The organism is Streptomyces sp. NBC_01471, from assembly GCF_041438865.1.
Taxonomy (GTDB): Bacteria; Actinomycetota; Actinomycetes; order Streptomycetales; family Streptomycetaceae; genus Streptomyces.
The window spans coordinates 971,129-988,546 of record NZ_CP109450.1 but is presented as its reverse complement, the minus strand read 5'-3'; the positions used below and the strand labels follow the sequence as shown (position 1 = coordinate 988,546).

Here is a 17,418-nt window from a genome sequence, read left to right as displayed (position 1 = left end):
GGCTGGGGCGGACCGGGCGGCAGCCGGGCGGATTCCTGACGGCGGCCGGCGGGCCCGCTGCGGTGGCTCCCAAAGTTTCCGACTCCGCGACTTTGGTCTCGACCGGCCTCCTGGACACCGCACCGGGCCCGGCCCCTGCGTAACTTTGCCGATATGACGCGTTCGGAGTACCCCTGGCTGCTGCCCTCGGCCCTCGCAGAGGCTGAGCCTGCCGCGGACCGGGTGCGGCCGCGCCGGACCCTGCGCGACTGGATCGTGGACGTCACGGCCTTCCTGGCCGCGCTGGGCATCGGCCTGCTGGCCCTGGACGCCATCAAGAACCAGGCGGGCTACTCCGACATGGAGAGCCTCGCCGACCAGGTGACGGGCGCTGTCTCCTGCTGTGCGCTGTGGGTGCGCAGGCGCTGGCCCGCGGGGCTCGCCGCGGTGCTCGTGGTGGTGAGCGCCTTCGCGCCGCTCACCGCCGGTGCCGTGCTGGTGGCGCTGTTCAGCCTGGCCGTGCACCGACCGTTCCGGCCGGTCCTCGTCCTGGGGGCGGCGGCGGTCGCGGCCGGGGGAGTGCAGGCCGCGCTGCGACCCGACCCGACCATGTCCTGGATCGCCTCGACGCTCTACGGCACGGTGCTGGTCCTGCTCGTGATGATCTGGGGCATGTTCGTGCGCTCCCGGCGCCAGCTCGTCGTGGTGCTGCGGGAACGCGCCCACCGTGCCGAGGCGGAGGCCGACCTCCGCGCCGAACAGGCTCAGCGACTGGCCCGCGAGGCCATCGCCCGGGAGATGCACGACGTACTGGCGCACCGGCTGACCCTGCTCAGCGTGCACGCCGGGGCCCTGGAATTCCGGCCCGACGCACCCGCGCCCGAGGTCGCCCGCGCCGCCGGGGTCATCCGGGACAGCGCCCACGAGGCCCTCCAGGACCTGCGCGAGATCATCGGGGTGCTCCGGACCCCCGGTGAGGGCGAGGAGAACCGGCCGCAGCCCACCCTGGTCACGCTCGAAGCCCTGGCCGCCGAGTCCCGGCAGGCCGGGATGTCGGTCACCCTGCACAACAAGGTCGCGGACCCGGCCACCGTCCCCGCCTCCACCGGCCGCACCGCCTACCGGATCGCCCAGGAAGGGCTCACCAACGCCCGGAAGCACGCCCCCGGGGCCGAGGTCACCGTCACGGTCGCGGGCAGCCCCGGGGCCGGGCTGACCGTCGAGGTACGGAATCCGCCGCCGCCCGGGGACGTGCCGAAGGTGCCGGGATCGGGCCAGGGGCTGATCGGCCTCACCGAGCGCGCCACCCTCGCGGGCGGCCGTCTGGACCACGGCGCGACGAGCGGCGGCGGTTTCCGGCTCGCCGCCTGGCTACCCTGGCCTGCGTGACCATCAGGCTCCTCGTCGTCGACGACGACCCCCTCGTTCGTGCCGGGCTCGCCCTGATGCTCGGCGGCGCCGAGGACATCGAGATCGTCGGCGAGGCGGCGGACGGCTCGGAGGTGCCCGAGCTGGTGGCCGCCGTCCACCCCGATGTGGTCCTGATGGACATCCGGATGCCGGGCGTGGACGGGCTGACGGCCACCGAACGGCTGCGGAGCGGTGCCGGTGCGCCCGAGGTCGTACTGCTCACCACCTTCCACGCCGACGAGCAGGTGCTGCGGGCGCTGCGTGCCGGGGCAGCCGGGTTCGTACTGAAGGACACCCCGCCCGCCGACATCGTCGCCGCGGTCCGCCGGGTGGCGGCCGGTGATCCGGTGCTCTCGCCCGCGGTCACCCGGCAGCTGATGACCCATGTGGCGGGCGGCGCGGCCGACGACCGCGCGGTGCGGGCCCGCCGCCGGCTGGGCCAACTCTCCGACCGTGAGCGGGAGGTGGCGCTCGCCGTCGGGCGCGGTGAGTCCAACGCGACGATCGCGGCGGCCCTGTATCTGAGCGTGCCCACGGTCAAGACCCAGGTGTCGCGGGTGCTGGCGCGGCTCGGCCTCAACAACCGTGTCCAAATCGCGCTGCTGGTCCATGACGCGGGCTTCCTCGACGGGGACGGCGACGTACGCTGAGGTGATGACGCTGATCGATCTGCGGCCGGACACCGAGGCCTTCAACGCCGATCCGTATCCGTACTACGAGAAGATGCGCGCCGCCGGACCGGTGCACCGCGTCCGCACCCAGGATGCGGACGGCGTCTGGCTGGTCGTCGGCCACGAGGAGGCGCGGGCGGCGCTCAACGATCCCAGGCTGACCAAGGACCCCCGGAAGACGCCCGGCTGGGAGGACGTGTCGGGCGGCATCTACTCCAACATGCTGGACACCGACCCGCCGCACCACACCCGGCTGCGCAAGCTGGTGGCACGGGAGTTCACCGCGCGCCGGGTGCAGGCGCTGCGCCCCCGCGTGCAGGAGATCACCGACGCCTGCCTCGACAGGATGCTGGCGGCCCCGGAGCGCACGGCCGACCTGGTGGACTCGCTCGCGTTCCCGCTGCCCATGACCGTCATCTGCGAACTCTTCGGGGTGCCCGACCTGGACCGGGCGAGCTTCCGGGTCTGGTCCAACGAGCTGATCGGGCCGACCGGCGGCGACCAGGAGAGCGCCGCGGCCCGGTCGATGAGCGCCTACCTGGTCTCGCTCATCGAGGCCAAGCGGGAGCAGCCGGGCGACGACCTGCTGAGTGCGCTGATCCGGGCCCGCGACGAGGACGGTGACCAGCTGTCTGCCCAGGAACTCGTCGGCATGGCCTTCCTGCTGCTCGTCGCGGGCCATGAGACCACCGTCAACCTGATCTCCAACGGCATACGCGCGCTGCTCGCGCACCCGGAGCAACTGGCCGCGCTGCGCGCCGACATGAGTCTGCTGGACGGTGCGGTCGAGGAGATGCTGCGTTACGACGGCCCGGTGGAGACCGCCACCTACCGGCATGCGGCGGAGCCCCTGCGGATCGGCTCCGCCGACATCGCGGCGGGTGAGCCCGTCCTGGTCTCGCTCGGCTCGGCCGACCGCGACCCGGCCCGCTTCCCGGACGCCGGCCGGTTCGACATCCGGCGCGCTCCGCAGGGGCACCTCGCCTTCGGGCACGGCATCCACTTCTGCCTCGGCGCGCCGCTCGCCAGGATGGAGGGCCGGATCGCCGTCCGTACGCTGCTGGAGCGCTGCCCCGGGCTGGCACTCGACATGGACGGCGGCGCGTACACATGGATTCCGGGACTTCTGATGCACGGGGTGCGGAAGCTGCCGGTGCGCTGGTGAGACCGGTCCCGGCATCCGGTACCGGACGAGGAGGAGAGGCGCGATGAGCGAACTCGACCTGGACCTGGCGCGCCGCACACTCGACGCGCAGCCGTTCAGCCGTCTGCTGGGGGCGCGCATCACCGGGTTCGGCGGCGGCGCGGCCGTCCTGGAGCTGGACGTCCGCGACGAACTGCTCCAGCAGAACGGCTTTCTGCACGGGGGAGTGCTGGCGTACGCGGCGGACAACGCCCTCACCTTCGCGGCCGGGACCACCCTGGGTGCTGCCGTGCTGACCGGCGGCTTCTCCATCCAGTACGTACGTCCCGGCGCGGGCCGCACCCTCGTCGCCCGCGCCGAGGTGGTGCACACCGGGCGCCGCCAGGCCACGGTCCGCTGCGACCTGGTCATGGTGCGGGACGACGGTGAGGAGGCGCTGTGCGCCGTGGCACAGGGGACCGTGCTCTCCGCCGCCGCACCACCGGCCTGACCGGACAGCACCCCTGATGACGCGTCAGTCATGATCGCGCGTGCGTCGGGCAGTCGGCCCCGCCCGGTCAGCCGGTGGGCGGCTCGTCCGTGCGGACCGGGCGGCGCTCACGCCGGGACAGCTCGCACGCCTCCGCGATGCGCAGCGCGGCCAGCGCCTCCCGGCCGTCGCACGGATTGGCCAGCTCACCCCGCGCCACCCGCAGGAAGGCGTCGAGCTCGGCCTCGTAGGCCGGCGCGAACCGTTCCAGGAAGCCGGGCCACGGCCGGTCAGCGGGGGGCGGGCCCTGCGGTTCGGCCGAGGTGAGGGGTGTCCGGTCGCCGAGCCCCACCGCGATCTGGTCCGACTCCCCGGCCAGCTCCATCCGGACGTCGTAGCCCGCGCCGTTGCACCGGGTGGCGGTCGCGGTGACCAGCGTCCCGTCGTCCAGCGTGAGCAGCGCGGCCGCCGTGTCCACGTCACCGGCCTCGCGGAACATCGCGGGCCCCGCGTCCGACCCGGTCGCGTACACCTCGGCCACCTCGCGCCCGGTCACCCAGCGCACCATGTCGAAGTCGTGCACCAGGCAGTCGCGGAACAGCCCGCCGGAGAGCGGCAGATACGCGGCGGGCGGCGGCGCGGGGTCGGAGGTGAGTGCGCGGACGGTGTGCAGCCGGCCCAGCGAACCCGACCGCACCCGCTCGCGCGCCGCCGCGTACCCGGCGTCGAAGCGGCGCATGAAGCCGAGCTGCAGCACGGTGCCCGCCGCCTCGACCTCCCGCAGCGCCGCCAGTGTGCCGGGCAGATCGATGGCGACCGGCTTCTCGCAGAAGACCGGCAGCCCGGCGCGGGCGGCCCTGCCGATCAGAGCGGCGTGCGAGGAGGTCGCCGAAGCGATGACGACCGCGTCCACGCCCCGGGCGAAGACCTCGTCGACCGAAGGGGCGGCGGTCGCGCCGGTCTGCCGGGCGACCTCGGTGGCGCGCGCCTCATCGGTGTCGGCCACCACCAGCGCGCCGACGTCCCGGTGGCCGCTGAGCACCCTCGCGTGGAAGGAACCGATACGGCCCGTCCCGATGAGTCCGATACGCATGGACCCCAACGTGGCCGCAGCTCCGTCCACTGTCAAGCCTTTGTCCTGACAACCGGACCTGGGCTACCCTCTCGGCGTGTCCAAACCCGCGGCCGACCCCGCCCTCAGCATCGAGCTCGGCGTGGACCGCAGCAGCCCGGTCCCGCTGTACTACCAGCTCGCCCAGCAGCTGGAGTCGGCCATCGAGCGGGGCAGGCTCGTCCCGGGCAGCCTGCTGGGCAACGAGATCGACCTCGCGGGGCGGCTCGGCCTGTCTCGCCCCACCGTCCGCCAGGCCATCCAGTCGCTGGTCGACAAGGGGCTGCTGGTGCGCCGCAGGGGTGTCGGCACCCAGGTGGTGCACAGCCAGGTCAGGCGCCCCCTCGAACTGAGCAGCCTCTACGACGACCTGCTCGCCGCAGGACAGCGGCCCACCACCCGGGTCCTGCGCAACGAGACCGTTCCCGCGACGGCCGAGGCCGCCGCCGCGCTCGCGGTGCCCGAGGGCAGCCAGGTCCGGTACGTCGAGCGGCTGCGGCTCGCGTACGGCGAGCCGATGGCGTACCTCCGCAACTACCTGCCCGAAGGGCTGCCCGAGCTGGACACACCGCGGCTGGAGGCCACCGGCCTGTACCGGCTGCTGCGCGCCGCGGGGATCACCCTGCACAGCGCCCGCCAGACGGTGGGCGCGCGGGCCGCGACCGCCGGGGAAGGCATACGGCTCGCGGAGCCCGAGGGGGCTCCGCTGCTGACGATGGAGCGCACCACGTACGACTCCACCGGACGGGCCGTCGAATTCGGCACGCACACCTACCGCGCCTCGCGGTACTCCTTCGAGTTCCAGCTGCTGGTACGTCAGTGACGCTCCCCGGTCGGCGCAGTTCGTAAGAATGTTCTGACAAACCATTGACGGGGCCCGGCACCCGCCGCTAGAACTCCTCTGCCGCAATCCGGCGGCCGGGAGAGAGGGCGGACCCCCTTGCGTACGACCCGTACAGCAGCAGCGCACCTCGCCGCACCCGTGGGCGGCACCCGATGATTCGCCCGCGACCAGCGGTGACCCATACTTGGGCCGCCGGTCCGCACGGGACCGGCCGCCACCGTCCGCAGCAACCGCAGCAGGCACAGGAACACCGAGAAGGGCATCACGTCGTGGCAAGGGTACGAACCTGGGTCAGCGGGGCGCTGGCGCTAGCGCTGGGGCTGTCCCTGGCGGGATGCAGCAGCACCGGCGGCAAGCGGGCCGAGGAGCGGGCGTCACGGGCCGCGGCCGTCGGCAAGGCGGCGGTGAACACCCCCCGCTGGAAGTTCGCGATGGTCACCCACTCGGGCGACGGCGACACCTTCTGGGACATCGTCCAGAAGGGCTCCCAGCAGGCCGCCGCCAAGGACAACGTGACCTTCCTCTACTCGCACAGCGAGGAGGGCCAGCAGCAGGCCCAGCTGGTGCAGACCGCGATCGACCAGAAGGTGGACGGGCTGATCGTCACCCTCGCCAAGCCCGACTCGATGAAGGCCGTCGTGCAGAAGGCCGAGAAGGCCGGCATCCCGGTGATCACCGTGAACTCCGGCTCCGAGGAGTCCAAGAAGTTCGGCGCGCTCACCCACATCGGCCAGGACGAGACGATCGCGGGCCAGGCCGTCGGCGACGAGCTCAACAAGCGCGGCCGCAAGAAGGCCCTCTGCATCCTGCACGAGCAGGGCAACGTGGGCCACGAGCAGCGGTGCGCCGGAGCCAAGAAGAACTTCCACGGCACGATGGAGAACCTGTACGTCGACGGCACCAACATGCCCGACGTCCAGTCCTCCATCGAGGCCAAGCTCCAGGCCGACCCCTCCATCGACTCCGTCGTCACCCTCGGCGCACCCTTCGCCGACGCCGCCGTCCAGGCCAAGGACACCGCGGGCAGCAAGGCCGAGATCGACACCTTCGACCTGAACGCCAAGGTCGCCTCCGCCCTGCGGAAGGGCACCCTCGGCTTCGCCGTGGACCAGCAGCCGTACCTCCAGGGGTACGAGGCGGTCGACCTGCTCTGGCTCTACAAGTACAACCGCAACGTCCTCGGCGGCGGCCGCCCGGTCCTCACCGGGCCCCAGGTCATCACCAAGCAGGACGCGGGTGCGCTGGCCGCCTACACCCAGCGGGGGACCCGATGAGCACCGCCACCCAGGTGCCCGACGAACGGCTGCTGCGGCCCTCGCTGCTGCGCCGCCTGCTCGGCCGCCCCGAGCTGGGCTCGGTCGTCGGCGCCGTCGCCGTCTTCGTCTTCTTCTCGTTCGCCGCGGACAGCTTCCTGCGGCCCTCCAGCCTCTCCACCGTGCTGTACGCGGCGTCGACCCTGGGGATCATGGCCGTACCGGTGGCGCTGCTGATGATCGGCGGCGAGTTCGACCTGTCGGCCGGGGTCCTGGTGACCAGCTCGGCGCTGATCTCCTCGATGTTCAGCTACCAGATGACCGCGAACGTCTGGGTCGGCGTCGGTGTCTCACTGCTGGTCACGCTCGCCATCGGCGTCTTCAACGGCTTCATGCTGACCCGCACCAGACTCCCCAGCTTCATCATCACGCTGGGCACCTTCCTGATGCTGACCGGGCTCAACCTCGGCTTCACCAAGCTGATCAGCGGCACCGTGTCGACGAAGTCCATCGGCAACATGGAGGGCTTCCCGTCGGCGCAGAAGGTCTTCGCCTCCCAGCTGACCATCGGCGACGTCAACCTCAAGGTCACCCTTCTGTGGTGGGCGGCGCTGATCGCCGTGGCGACCTGGGTGCTGCTGCGCACCCGCGCCGGAAACTGGATCTTCGCGGTCGGCGGCAACGACGACGCGGCCCGCGCGGTCGGCGTCCCGGTCGTCAAGACCCGGATCGGCCTCTACATGGGGGTGGCCTTCGCGGCCTGGATCTCCGGTCAGCACCTGCTCTTCAGCTACGACGTGGTGCAGTCCGGCGAGGGCGTCGGCAACGAGCTGACGTACATCATCGCGGCCGTCATCGGCGGCTGCCTGATCACCGGCGGCTACGGTTCGGCGATCGGCTCCGCGGTCGGCGCGTTCATCTTCGGCATGACCAGCAAGGGCATCGTGTACGCGGAGTGGAACCCGGACTGGTTCAAGTTCTTCCTGGGAGCGATGCTGCTCCTGGCCGCCCTGCTCAATGCCTGGGTGCGCAAGCGAGCGGAGGCGTCGCGATGACGGAGCGGACCACACCCCTGGTGGAACTCGACCGCGTCAGCAAGTTCTACGGGAACATCAAGGCCCTCGAAGAGGTCTCCCTCGTCGTGCACGCGGGCGAGATCTCCTGTGTGCTCGGTGACAACGGCGCCGGCAAGTCGACCCTGATCAAGATCATCTCCGGGCTGCACGGGCACGACGCGGGCCGCTTCCTGATCGACGGCGACGAGACGCGTCTCGGCAAGCCGCGCGAGGCGCTGGACCGCGGCATCGCCACCGTCTACCAGGACCTCGCGGTCGTCCCGCTCATGCCGGTCTGGCGGAACTTCTTCCTCGGCTCCGAGCCGACGAAGGGCGCGGGCCCCCTCAAACGCCTCGACGTCCGGCTGATGCGCGAGACGACCCGCTCCGCGCTGCTGGGCATGGGCATCGACCTGCGCGACGTCGACCAGCCCATCGGCACGCTCTCCGGCGGCGAGCGCCAGTGCGTGGCCATTGCCCGCGCCGTCCACTTCGGGGCGAAGGTGCTGGTCCTCGACGAGCCCACCGCCGCGCTCGGGGTGAAGCAGTCCGGGGTGGTGCTGAAGTACGTCGCGGCGGCCCGGGACGCCGGACTCGGCGTGGTCCTCATCACGCACAACCCGCACCACGCCTATCTGGTCGGTGACCGCTTCGTGCTGCTGAAGCGCGGCGCCATGTTCGGCAGCCACAGCAAGGACCGGATCAGCCTGGACGAGCTCACCCGGCAGATGGCGGGCGGCAGTGAGCTGGAGGAGCTCAGCCACGAGCTCCGGCGGGCGCCGCGCCCCGGCGATCCGGGCCCCGGCGGTCCCGGACCCGACAAGACGGACGGAAACCCCGCCGGGGACGCCTCCTGAGGCTACGGGTGGCATCATCTGTCCGATGAGTACGTACCGTGACTTCGCGCACCGCGGCTCCGCCCGCGCCACGGTCCTGCGGACCGTCGGGACCCGCGAGCGGCGCTCGCACCTCACGGCGCCCCGCGTCCCGACCGTCGGCATCGACATCGGCGGTACGAAGGTGATGGCGGGCGTCGTGGACGCCGACGGCGTCATCCTGGAGAAGATCAAGACCGAGACGCCGGACAAGTCCAAGAGCGCCAAGGTCGTCGAGGACACCATCGTCGAGCTGGTCCTCGATCTCTCCGACCGCCACGATGTGCACGCCGTCGGCATCGGAGCGGCCGGCTGGGTCGACGCCGACCGCTCCAGGGTCCTCTTCGCCCCCCACCTCGCCTGGCGCGACGAGCCGCTGCGCGACGCGCTCCAGGGCAGGCTGGCCGTCCCCGTCATGGTCGACAACGACGCCAACACGGCCGCCTGGGCCGAGTGGCGCTTCGGTGCCGGCCGGGGCGAGGACCATCTGGTGATGATCACGCTCGGTACCGGCATCGGCGGAGCGATCCTGGAGGACGGTCAGGTCAAGCGCGGCAAGTACGGCGTCGCGGGTGAATTCGGTCATATGCAGGTCGTCCCCGGCGGCCACCGCTGCCCCTGCGGAAACCGCGGCTGCTGGGAGCAGTACAGCTCGGGCAACGCGCTCGTCCGTGAGGCCAAGGAGATGGCCGCCGCCGACTCCCCGGTGGCGTACAGCATCATCGACCGGGTCAAGGGAAACATCCCCGACATCACCGGGCCGCTCATCACCGAACTGGCCCGCGAGGGCGACGCGATGTGCGTCGAGCTGTTCCAGGACATCGGCCAGTGGCTGGGCGTCGGCATCGCCAATCTCGCCGCCGCTCTCGACCCGTCCTGCTTCGTCATCGGCGGGGGCGTCAGCGCCGCCGACGACCTGCTCATCGGACCCGCGCGGGACGCCTTCCGGCGCCAGCTGACCGGCCGCGGCTACCGCCCCGAGGCCCGGATCGCGAAGGCGCAGCTCGGGCCCGAGGCGGGTATGGTCGGGGCGGCCGACCTCTCCAGGCTGATCGCCCGGCGGTTCCGCAGGGCGAACCGCCGCCGTGTGGAGCGCTACGAGCGGTACGCCCAGGCTGCCCGTACCACCCGCAATACTCAGGGATCCCCGTAATGACGACGTCCGTGCCCCACCAGACCTCGCCCCCCGAGGGCGGTGGGCAGTCACCGGAGGACCACCGGCACATGATCCGCCGCAGATGGCTCACCGCGGTCATCATCGTGCTTCTCATCGGTATCCCCGCCGGTTATCTGGCCATCTCCGCCGTACAGAGCCGCAACGGCGGCCGGGCCAACGAGAAGGAGGCCATGGCGACCGGCCTCACGCACCGCTGGCCGTCGAAGGTGCAGCGCCGCACCTTCGACGTCCCGATCCCGAAGAACGCGGTCGGCGTCTGGTACTACCAGACCAGCAACTGGAAGGTCAGCAGGCTGTACGTGCGGTTCACCACCAACCAGGCCGGCCTCGACGCCTTCCTCAGGAAGGCGGGCACGAGCACCGCCGCGCTCAAGGACGGCAAGATCACCGTCAGCCCGCGCAACGCGAAGATCGTCGGCTGGAAGTTCCCCGACACCCGTGACTGGGCCGGTACGACCGTCACCCGCAAGAGGCCGCAGCCCACCGTCGACATCACGGTCGACCGGACCTTCCCGCACGGCAAGAGGGTGTACCTCGTCTCGACCGACACGCCCTGACCGCCGTCCTCCGGCCGGAGCGGAGCGAGTGAGCCCGCCACGGTGAACCTCGGCCCCGACGGGCTGCCGGGTCGTCGTGCTGCGCAGTGCGGAACTCGCTGCACCACGAGGTCGACCTCACCGCGATCACCATCTGGTCCATGGAGAAGACCGGCACGCCTGGAAGGTCATCCGGATCGACCCCGAGAGGGTCACCATGCGCGAGGTCGGCATCAGCCGCCTCAGTGGCACCAGTCTCAGCGAGAGCGAACTCCTGGAGAGCCGGCAGCGCCTGGCCGGCCTCGTTGTACGGGCTCGGGCATGGGGCCGTATCGAGCCCAGCCCGCCGGGCCCGGACGACGTGGCGTGGTCAGCGCGGAGGGCATCGGCTGGGACGCCCTGGTCGCAGCGACGGAGGAGTTCCTCCCGTACGGCCTCAGAAGCCGTTGTCGTACCGATCGTGGTGTACATCGGCTCGATTGAGGCAGCCCGGTCGGGTGATCTCCGGCTTGTGCGCGTGTGAAGGCTTTCCGCGGATCCGTGGCGCGTGACTACTCGCCAACTGCCTCTTCGGGAGCGGGGGTCGGCGAGATGCCCACGAGCTTGCGAAGGAAGCGATCGACCTGGCCCTCTGACGGGGGCCAGGGCTGGCGGACGGCCCGGTGGTCCAGCTGCGCGCCCGGACCCTGCGCTCGGAGGTACCCGAATAGTGCCCAACTCCCGTGGGCAGAGCTAGACTTCAAGAGCTGACCCCAGCCGCTTGGGCCTACGGCTATCTTCCGCGAGTGCCCGGTCTCTTCAGTATGGTGGCGTTGTGACGGAGGCTTTTGACGAGGACCTGATAGTCGGCCGGTACCGGCTAGTGCGCCAGGTGGGGCAGGGAGGGATGGGAATCGTCTGGCAGGCGCTGGATGAGGTGCTCGACCGGATCGTGGCCATCAAGCAGCTCACCTCGCCCCCCGGCACGTCCATCGAAGTTCACTCCCAACAGGTCCGGCGGGCCAGACGTGAAGCGAAGATGGCCGCCCGTCTCGATCACCCAGGGATCGTGCGCGTGCACGACGTCATTGACTGGGACGGCACCCCGGCCATCGTCATGGAGTTCGTGCAGGGCCGTTCCCTTGCAGCGCGGCTGCGCGGGACACCAGCCCTGCCGGTGGCCGAGGCCGTGCAACTGGGCTTGGCGCTGCTTGATGCGCTGCGCCACGCTCATGCCGCCGGGGTGGTCCATCGGGACCTGAAACCCGACAACATCCTGCTGGCGGGGACGCGTACGGTGATCACTGACTTCGGCATAGCCCGGCCGCTCGTCGGAGCCACCACGCTGACACCGCGGGGTGCGCTCATCGGCACCCCGGCCTTCATGGCGCCCGAACAGATCGAGGGCAGGGAGGTCACTGCGGCATCCGACCTGTGGTCTCTGGGCGTCACGCTGTACACCGCAGTTGAGGGCTCCCGGCCGTTCGAGGGCGAGACGATCACCGAGCTTTGCCTGGCGATTCTCACCCGGCCAATGCCCACGCCGCGCAACGCCGGCCCGCTCACCCCGCTCCTGGAGACGCTGCTCGCCAAAGACCCCGCGGCACGAGCAACCGCCCAATCGGCCGAGCAAATGTTGGAGAGGATCGGTCGTGTCGCGGTCACGCCCTCGACGCCGGAGCTGGCTCCTGAGCCGAGCACCGGGACCGAGGTCATGGAGGAGCCCCAGCCACTGGTCGCCACTGCGGGCACCCCCACATCCCCTCGAATCGAGCCGTCCACCACCTCGGACGAGGTCGGGACGGACCACAGCCCCAGGGTGCAAGCACCGGGACCGCGGGCGGCGAAGACGAAAACGCCTGGACCGACGGGCATCCCACACAAACCGATCTCCGAACCGCGCCCCCGTGCCAAGACGGGACCGGGCGGCCTCAAACAGCCTGTTCGGCGTTCGCGTCGGCGCCTGACGGTGATCACTCTGGTGTGCGCGCTCGGCGCAGGCGCAGCAGTTGTTCCTTCCCTGCTGCACGGCTCCCCAGGGTCACGGGCCAGTGCAGGTAGCCACTCCGACACCCCAAGTGCATCTCCTTCCACCCCTCGCAACCCGACAGCCACCCCCTTCAGAACCCTCACCGGCCCCAAAGGCGCCGTGAACTGCGTGCGTTCGGTGGCGTTCTCACCGGACGGCACCACCCTCGCCGTCGGCGGCAGCAACGGCAAGGAAGGGAACAGTACATTTCTGTGGGACAGCACGACCGGTAAACACACCGCCACCCTCACCAATCCCAAGAGTGTAGAAGTGCGTTCGGTGGCGTTCTCGCCGAATGGCAGCACCCTCGCCGTGGGCGACAGCAACGGCAGTACCTACCTGTGGAACACCACCACCAGAAAGCTCACCGCCACCCTCACCCAAGAAAACTCTGTCAGCGTGAACGCCGTGGCATTCGCGCCCAACGGCAGAACCCTTGCCGTCGGCGACTTCCGCGCCATCGCCTTCCTGTGGGACATCAAGACCGGGAAGAACACTGGCGTTCTCTTCACTACCGACATGAACAGTGTGAACGCGGTGGCGTTCTCACCGAACAGCACCACCCTTGCCGTTGGTGACTTCAAGGGCCTCGTTCACCTGTTCAACCCCACCACCAACAGGGAAACAGCCAACCTCGCCGACCCTAAATCAGCCTTCGACGGAGTACGTGAGATGGCGTTCTCACCGAATGGCAGCACCCTCGCCGTGGGCGACGGCAACGGCAGTACCTACCTGTGGAACACCACCACCAGAAAGCTCACCGCCACCCTCACCGACCCCGACCGCTATCCCGTCAGTACGACCGCGGTGGCGTTCTCACCGAACGGCACCACCCTCGCCGTGGGCGACAGTAATGGCAGTACCTACCTGTGGAACACCACCACCAGAAAGCTCACCGCCACCCTTACCGACCCCGACGCCGAGGGTGCGAATTCTCTGGCGTTCTCACCGAACAGCACTACCCTCGCTGTCGGCGACAGTAACGGCAGTACCTACCTGTGGAAGGTCTCCAGGGGCGGAAAGACCTGACACACAGTGGCGGCTTCCGCACGGGACCGATTCGCCGCACTGTCCGTGCCTGTACGGGAGTTGACGGTCCGCCTGGGCCGGCGAGAGCGCGCGCTGACGAGACTGAGGATCTGCGAGAGACGGTGGCTGAGATCTCTTCTGACCTGGAACTGATCGCCGAGCCAGGCGGCACCAGCCTGCTGGGGTGCGAGGCACCGTTCACCCCGGCAAGTCTCATGTCGACCGAGCCGCCACGCCTGAACGATCTCACGCGGCAGGAGATGCACCCATTGAGGAGGTTGGTCGCTCATGGCTTGAGGGAGCGTAGGCCGATGGCCCGCCGGCCCGAGCCCAGACACGATGACGGTTCCCGGCCCGAAGGCCGGGGCATATCGCTCACACTCAGTGGACCCCTCCACTCGGATCAGGGAGCGGCAGGAGGCGAGGGCTGGTTCTGGGCCTGGAACCGGGCTTGCTTTGTCTGCTCGACGGCCTGACGGGTTGCTGTGCGTTCTTGAGACTCGATGCGCAGACGCTCGTTCCCAGCACCCAACTCGTCCTTGCGTCTCTGCGTCGTGGCTTCGATCTTCGCCTTGGCGACGGACGCTGCTGCGGTGAAGGAGGCGGCGACGGTTCCGCCGGCGAGGAGTTCATTGATCAACTCCGGCTTGGCCTGCCGCTCAAGAGCCTCATTGGCTGACTCAGCCTCAAACCTGCGCTTGAGGTCCAAAAGGAACTGGTCACCGAGCAGTTTGGAGTCGCCGAAGTCGCTGACATCGTCCGCAGCCGTGTCGCGCCGCGGGGTATGGATCAGTTCGAACCTGCCGCGAATACTCAAGACATCGTCTGTGGCTGAGCTGTGCCGACCGAGGTGTCCCTGTGCCTCACAGCTGGGATCGACTACCGGAATGAGATCGCCCAGCTCCGCACTGCCGGGTATGGCACCGCAGCAGCATGACCGAGATTCGCCGTGAGTTGACTGCGACTCAGATTTGTCATTCATGGCTTGAGGGTAGGCTTCTGGGATCCCCGATAGCGCCTCACTTCTTGAAGTGCCCTACGAAAGCGCTCACGTGGACTCGGGAGTAGCGGGCGGCGCCTGGGTCCGTAGGCGGGCTCGCTTGGTCTCCTCACGTTCGTGGAGGGCGGCTCGTTCGGTCTCCGCCTCGATCCGCCTGCGCTCGTTCCCGGCGTCCAGTTCGTTCTTCCGCCGCTGAGTCTTGTTGTCCAGGTACGGGTGTGGTGACTCGGTCGCGTGATCTTCGGCTCCGGCGCGCATGAAGGCGGGGCCTCCTGCCCAGTTGGGGATTGTCGAAGTCCGAACGACCTGTCCGGGAGCCCTTGCGTCGCGGTCTTTCGGTTCCGTGTCGGTGGAGTCCAACTTGGTCGCAAGGTCGTGTGGTTGCCCTCACCGGTTCGGGAATGCGGGCGACCACCCGGACCGCGAGCCTCGGTATCCCTCGGACATGTCGGACGTGGAGCGGTCGGCCGCGGGGGACGCGGTGCCAAGTCCATGGGCACGGACAGCAAGGCGGCGACGTATGAGTGAAGTCCTCCCCTGCCTGGTGGTGTCCGGCTGTCTGATCGCGGTGATGGGGTTCTTCGCCTGGCTGAAGCGCCTGGTGCTCCGCCGCGGACTGGCCGGGTCCGCTCTACGCGGCGCGCTGGCCTCCTACGAGGAGGCCATGCGCATCACCTCCCACGAGTCCCACATCGAGATCCGCGCCCAGACCGACCGCCAGACACCGGTCGTCTCCGACGACCCACGGTGGACCGGCCGCACCGCAGCGGGCACGAGCGCGGCCCGGACGCGGCGGTCCCGCCGCCCAGGCAGGCGCCGTCTGCGCCGATGGTTTGGCCGCCAGCCACCCGGGCGGCAACTGCGCCGACGTGCTCCTGCTCGGTGGTCACTGCAGCCGTAGGTGCACACCCCCGGGCCAGGACACCTTGCCCCTGGTGGCAGCGGCCACCCCAACCGTGCAGCTGGCGCGCTCGGCGACTCTTCTCAAACGCTGCCCAGAGTTTTGGTACCCCGTTGGTCGGGGAGAGGCTCAGTTCGCTGAAGGTCCGGCGCTTCGGGAAGACAGCAGGGGAACGCGCTTACGAGCAATGCACTCGCCTGCCTCGCCGCGCCCGTGCCCCGCGCGGAATCGAGGGCCACCCTGTGATCCGCCGTGCCAGTCCTTGAGCTGCCTTGACTCGTTGCGTGACAGGGTGTGACACGCGAGGTGCGTTCGGCGTGACTCATATCCGCCGATTCAGGACGTAGAAGGCTCCGACCATCCCCCTGGTCGGGGCCTTCGCCTTGTCTGAGATCGTGACGGCCCTAACGGTCTCAGCCGGCGGAGAAGCGCTCCGAGCGCAGGGTGCGTTCGGCGGGGCTGGTGACGGGTGGAGCGCGCGGTGGGCAGACCGCCGTCCGCCGACGGCAACATCGGCACCGGCGGTGAGGAGGCCACGATCCGGCCTGGCGTTCCGGGGACAACTGCTCGTCCTCGGCCGGAAGTTGGGAGACGAACCGGGCGAGGACGGCGGCCCGGATCGACTACAGACGGATTTCCGGATGTTCCCGAACCTGGTCCGCGGCCCGTCTTCTCAGGTAGCAAACCGGGCGTCATGCAAGTGGCCTGAGCCACCACAAGAGGAAACCGCCGAGCAGGAGGATCAGGCACACGGCGAGGTTGGTCCGCCGGTAGAGGACAAACAGCGCGACGAACTCACGGATCGTCGCACTGGGCCAGAAGTACGCGGCGGTCGGCGCGCCCATGACATGGCCCCTTACCCCTGCCCGGCGGGCGGACACGGCGGCGCGGAAGGCGTGGTAGTTGCTGGTGACGATCACGCAGCGGTAGTGCGGACGCGCCTTCTCCATGATCTCCGCGCTGAATCGGAGGTTCTCGTCGGTGCTTGTCGACCGGTCCTCGCGCTCGATCGCGGCGGCTGGGATCCCGCGCTCGACGAGGTAGTCAGCCATGGCGTGGGACTCGGGTACCTTCTCGTCGGGCCCCTGCCCGCCGGAGACGAGCAGTACGGGCCGTCGTCCCCGTGCTGCGAGCCGCGCGTAGACCTTGCGGCCCCGGTCGAGCCGGTTCGTCAGCAAGGGCGGCGGCGTCGTTCCACCCGCCAAGCCCGATCCGAGCACGACCACATAGTCGGCCTTACGGGGGATGTACAGCCGCCCGTAGACAAACGCATATCCGAGGTAGCAGAGGAACAGGAAGCCGATGTAGCCGGCCAGGGCGGCAACGGTCGCCGCCACGACCAGCAGGGTGCGCTGCTGCGTGACCGCTGCTGTGACCAGCAGGGCCAGCAGGCACAGCAGCGCTGTCCCGGAGAGCAGGGACAGCAGATTTCCCGGGCTCGCCCCCTCCTTGCGCACCATGACCACTCCGTTGGTGAGCAGGCAACAGGCGAGCGTGACGATGCCGAGTGCCAGCAGGGCCGCCAGCGCTACTGCGACGTTCTTCGCGAGAACCGGATGACCCAGGGATAGGTCGGCCAGCGATGCCCCGGTGGCGAGGACGAGCGAGAGCCCGAGCAGAACGGCGTTGCCGATCCGGCGGCGGTCTCCCAGCACCCGGGCGCAGAACAGAAGGAGGAGCAGTGCCGCCGGGACGTAGATCAGCATGTCCCACAGGGTATGCGGCGTGGTTGAAGGCCTGGCAGGGGGACTGGAGGCCGCGATCGTGCCGTGGTGAAGGCTCGGGGAAGCGGCGGAGTCCGGTGGCGCGCCCGGCGCCGCCGGGATGTGGCGTCCTCTCAGGCGGTCGCGGCAACCGGGGGCCGCTCGGGCAGGATGACGAGGAACGAGTCGCACTCCAGGTCCATGACCACCTGGACGGGAATCCCTTCGCCACGTCGCTCGGCCGCACAGGCTT

The 17,418-nt window shown here is 69.9% G+C and carries 16 protein-coding genes; 12 read left to right on the top strand and 4 right to left on the bottom strand.

What is annotated here, in order from left to right; translation table 11 throughout:
• The first annotated feature begins 153 nt into the window (after positions 1 to 153).
• The 4 genes from OG285_RS04335 to OG285_RS04320 are packed head-to-tail and all read left to right on the top strand — an operon-like array spanning position 154 to position 3,694.
• Positions 154 to 1,368, top strand: a complete 1,215-nt coding sequence (locus OG285_RS04335; RefSeq protein ID WP_356831136.1) for a histidine kinase — start codon at positions 154 to 156, stop codon at positions 1,366 to 1,368.
• Entirely contained in the window at positions 1,356 to 2,039 is a 684-nt protein-coding gene (locus tag OG285_RS04330) for a response regulator transcription factor (protein ID WP_356831323.1), read from the top strand. Before OG285_RS04335 ends, OG285_RS04330 begins: the two co-directional genes overlap by 13 nt.
• A gap of 4 nt (positions 2,040 to 2,043) precedes the next feature.
• On the top strand, positions 2,044 to 3,225 hold the full coding sequence (locus OG285_RS04325; RefSeq protein ID WP_371790209.1) for a cytochrome P450: 1,182 nt from the start codon (positions 2,044 to 2,046) through the stop codon (positions 3,223 to 3,225).
• 43 nt (positions 3,226 to 3,268) lie between these two features.
• The gene (locus OG285_RS04320; protein WP_356831132.1) at positions 3,269 to 3,694 is read left to right on the top strand and encodes a PaaI family thioesterase; all 426 of its coding nucleotides are present in this window, start codon (positions 3,269 to 3,271) and stop codon (positions 3,692 to 3,694) included.
• A gap of 67 nt (positions 3,695 to 3,761) precedes the next feature.
• On the opposite strand, the gene OG285_RS04315 is transcribed toward OG285_RS04320, so the two are convergent.
• Positions 3,762 to 4,766, bottom strand: a complete 1,005-nt coding sequence (locus tag OG285_RS04315; protein ID WP_356831130.1) for a Gfo/Idh/MocA family oxidoreductase — start codon at positions 4,764 to 4,766, stop codon at positions 3,762 to 3,764.
• 76 nt (positions 4,767 to 4,842) lie between these two features.
• On the opposite strand from OG285_RS04315, the gene OG285_RS04310 reads away from it, so the two are divergent.
• The 7 genes from OG285_RS04310 to OG285_RS04280 all read left to right on the top strand — a co-directional run bounded on the left by OG285_RS04310 (position 4,843) and on the right by OG285_RS04280 (position 13,561).
• Entirely contained in the window at positions 4,843 to 5,607 is a 765-nt protein-coding gene (locus tag OG285_RS04310; RefSeq protein WP_356831128.1) for a GntR family transcriptional regulator, read from the top strand.
• A 290-nt stretch (positions 5,608 to 5,897) separates the two neighbouring features.
• Positions 5,898 to 6,902 carry a sugar ABC transporter substrate-binding protein gene (locus OG285_RS04305; RefSeq protein ID WP_356831126.1) on the top strand — a complete coding sequence of 335 codons (1,005 nt, stop codon included), beginning with the start codon at positions 5,898 to 5,900 and terminating at the stop codon, positions 6,900 to 6,902.
• Positions 6,899 to 7,936: an ABC transporter permease gene (locus OG285_RS04300; protein ID WP_356831124.1), complete on the top strand. Its 1,038-nt coding sequence runs from the start codon at positions 6,899 to 6,901 to the stop codon at positions 7,934 to 7,936. Before OG285_RS04305 ends, OG285_RS04300 begins: the two co-directional genes overlap by 4 nt.
• Positions 7,933 to 8,793 carry an ATP-binding cassette domain-containing protein gene (locus tag OG285_RS04295; protein ID WP_356831122.1) on the top strand — a complete coding sequence of 287 codons (861 nt, stop codon included), beginning with the start codon at positions 7,933 to 7,935 and terminating at the stop codon, positions 8,791 to 8,793. The genes OG285_RS04300 and OG285_RS04295 overlap by 4 nt, the downstream gene beginning before the upstream one ends.
• 25 nt (positions 8,794 to 8,818) lie before the next feature.
• Complete coding sequence (locus OG285_RS04290) at positions 8,819 to 9,964, top strand: ROK family glucokinase (protein WP_356831120.1); 1,146 nt, start codon at positions 8,819 to 8,821, stop codon at positions 9,962 to 9,964.
• Positions 9,964 to 10,545 carry a hypothetical protein gene (locus OG285_RS04285; protein ID WP_356831118.1) on the top strand — a complete coding sequence of 194 codons (582 nt, stop codon included), beginning with the start codon at positions 9,964 to 9,966 and terminating at the stop codon, positions 10,543 to 10,545. The genes OG285_RS04290 and OG285_RS04285 overlap by 1 nt, the downstream gene beginning before the upstream one ends.
• A gap of 793 nt (positions 10,546 to 11,338) precedes the next feature.
• Entirely contained in the window at positions 11,339 to 13,561 is a 2,223-nt protein-coding gene (locus tag OG285_RS04280; protein ID WP_371790208.1) for a WD40 repeat domain-containing serine/threonine protein kinase, read from the top strand.
• Positions 13,562 to 13,964: 403 nt separating this feature from the next.
• Here the strand turns inward: OG285_RS04280 and OG285_RS04275 are convergent, their stop codons facing one another.
• Both OG285_RS04275 and OG285_RS04270 read right to left on the bottom strand, forming a co-directional pair.
• On the bottom strand, positions 13,965 to 14,543 hold the full coding sequence (locus tag OG285_RS04275) for a hypothetical protein (RefSeq protein ID WP_371790207.1): 579 nt from the start codon (positions 14,541 to 14,543) through the stop codon (positions 13,965 to 13,967).
• A gap of 66 nt (positions 14,544 to 14,609) precedes the next feature.
• On the bottom strand, positions 14,610 to 14,819 hold the full coding sequence (locus tag OG285_RS04270) for a hypothetical protein (RefSeq protein ID WP_371790206.1): 210 nt from the start codon (positions 14,817 to 14,819) through the stop codon (positions 14,610 to 14,612).
• A 262-nt stretch (positions 14,820 to 15,081) separates the two neighbouring features.
• Here OG285_RS04270 and OG285_RS04265 point away from each other — a divergent pair, with 262 nt between their 5' ends.
• Positions 15,082 to 15,462: a hypothetical protein gene (locus OG285_RS04265; RefSeq protein WP_371790205.1), complete on the top strand. Its 381-nt coding sequence runs from the start codon at positions 15,082 to 15,084 to the stop codon at positions 15,460 to 15,462.
• A gap of 692 nt (positions 15,463 to 16,154) precedes the next feature.
• Here the strand turns inward: OG285_RS04265 and OG285_RS04260 are convergent.
• Complete coding sequence (locus tag OG285_RS04260) at positions 16,155 to 17,168, bottom strand: YdcF family protein (RefSeq protein WP_371790204.1); 1,014 nt, start codon at positions 17,166 to 17,168, stop codon at positions 16,155 to 16,157.
• Between the last annotated feature and the right edge of the window lie 250 nt (positions 17,169 to 17,418).

What these genes read in the sequence shown, in the direction of transcription:
- OG285_RS04335 (WP_356831136.1), top strand. Translation starts at nt 154, where the DNA reads ATGACGCGTTCGGAGTACCCCTGGCTGCTGCCCTCGGCCCTCGCAGAG.
- OG285_RS04325 (WP_371790209.1), top strand. Translation starts at nt 2,044, where the DNA reads ATGACGCTGATCGATCTGCGGCCGGACACCGAGGCCTTCAACGCCGAT.
- OG285_RS04320 (WP_356831132.1), top strand. Translation starts at nt 3,269, where the DNA reads ATGAGCGAACTCGACCTGGACCTGGCGCGCCGCACACTCGACGCGCAG.
- OG285_RS04315 (WP_356831130.1), bottom strand. Translation starts at nt 4,766, where the DNA reads ATGCGTATCGGACTCATCGGGACGGGCCGTATCGGTTCCTTCCACGCG.
- OG285_RS04300 (WP_356831124.1), top strand. Translation starts at nt 6,899, where the DNA reads ATGAGCACCGCCACCCAGGTGCCCGACGAACGGCTGCTGCGGCCCTCG.
- OG285_RS04295 (WP_356831122.1), top strand. Translation starts at nt 7,933, where the DNA reads ATGACGGAGCGGACCACACCCCTGGTGGAACTCGACCGCGTCAGCAAG.
- OG285_RS04290 (WP_356831120.1), top strand. Translation starts at nt 8,819, where the DNA reads ATGAGTACGTACCGTGACTTCGCGCACCGCGGCTCCGCCCGCGCCACG.
- OG285_RS04285 (WP_356831118.1), top strand. Translation starts at nt 9,964, where the DNA reads ATGACGACGTCCGTGCCCCACCAGACCTCGCCCCCCGAGGGCGGTGGG.
- OG285_RS04275 (WP_371790207.1), bottom strand. Translation starts at nt 14,543, where the DNA reads ATGAATGACAAATCTGAGTCGCAGTCAACTCACGGCGAATCTCGGTCA.
- OG285_RS04270 (WP_371790206.1), bottom strand. Translation starts at nt 14,819, where the DNA reads ATGCGCGCCGGAGCCGAAGATCACGCGACCGAGTCACCACACCCGTAC.
- OG285_RS04265 (WP_371790205.1), top strand. Translation starts at nt 15,082, where the DNA reads ATGAGTGAAGTCCTCCCCTGCCTGGTGGTGTCCGGCTGTCTGATCGCG.
- OG285_RS04260 (WP_371790204.1), bottom strand. Translation starts at nt 17,168, where the DNA reads ATGCTGATCTACGTCCCGGCGGCACTGCTCCTCCTTCTGTTCTGCGCC.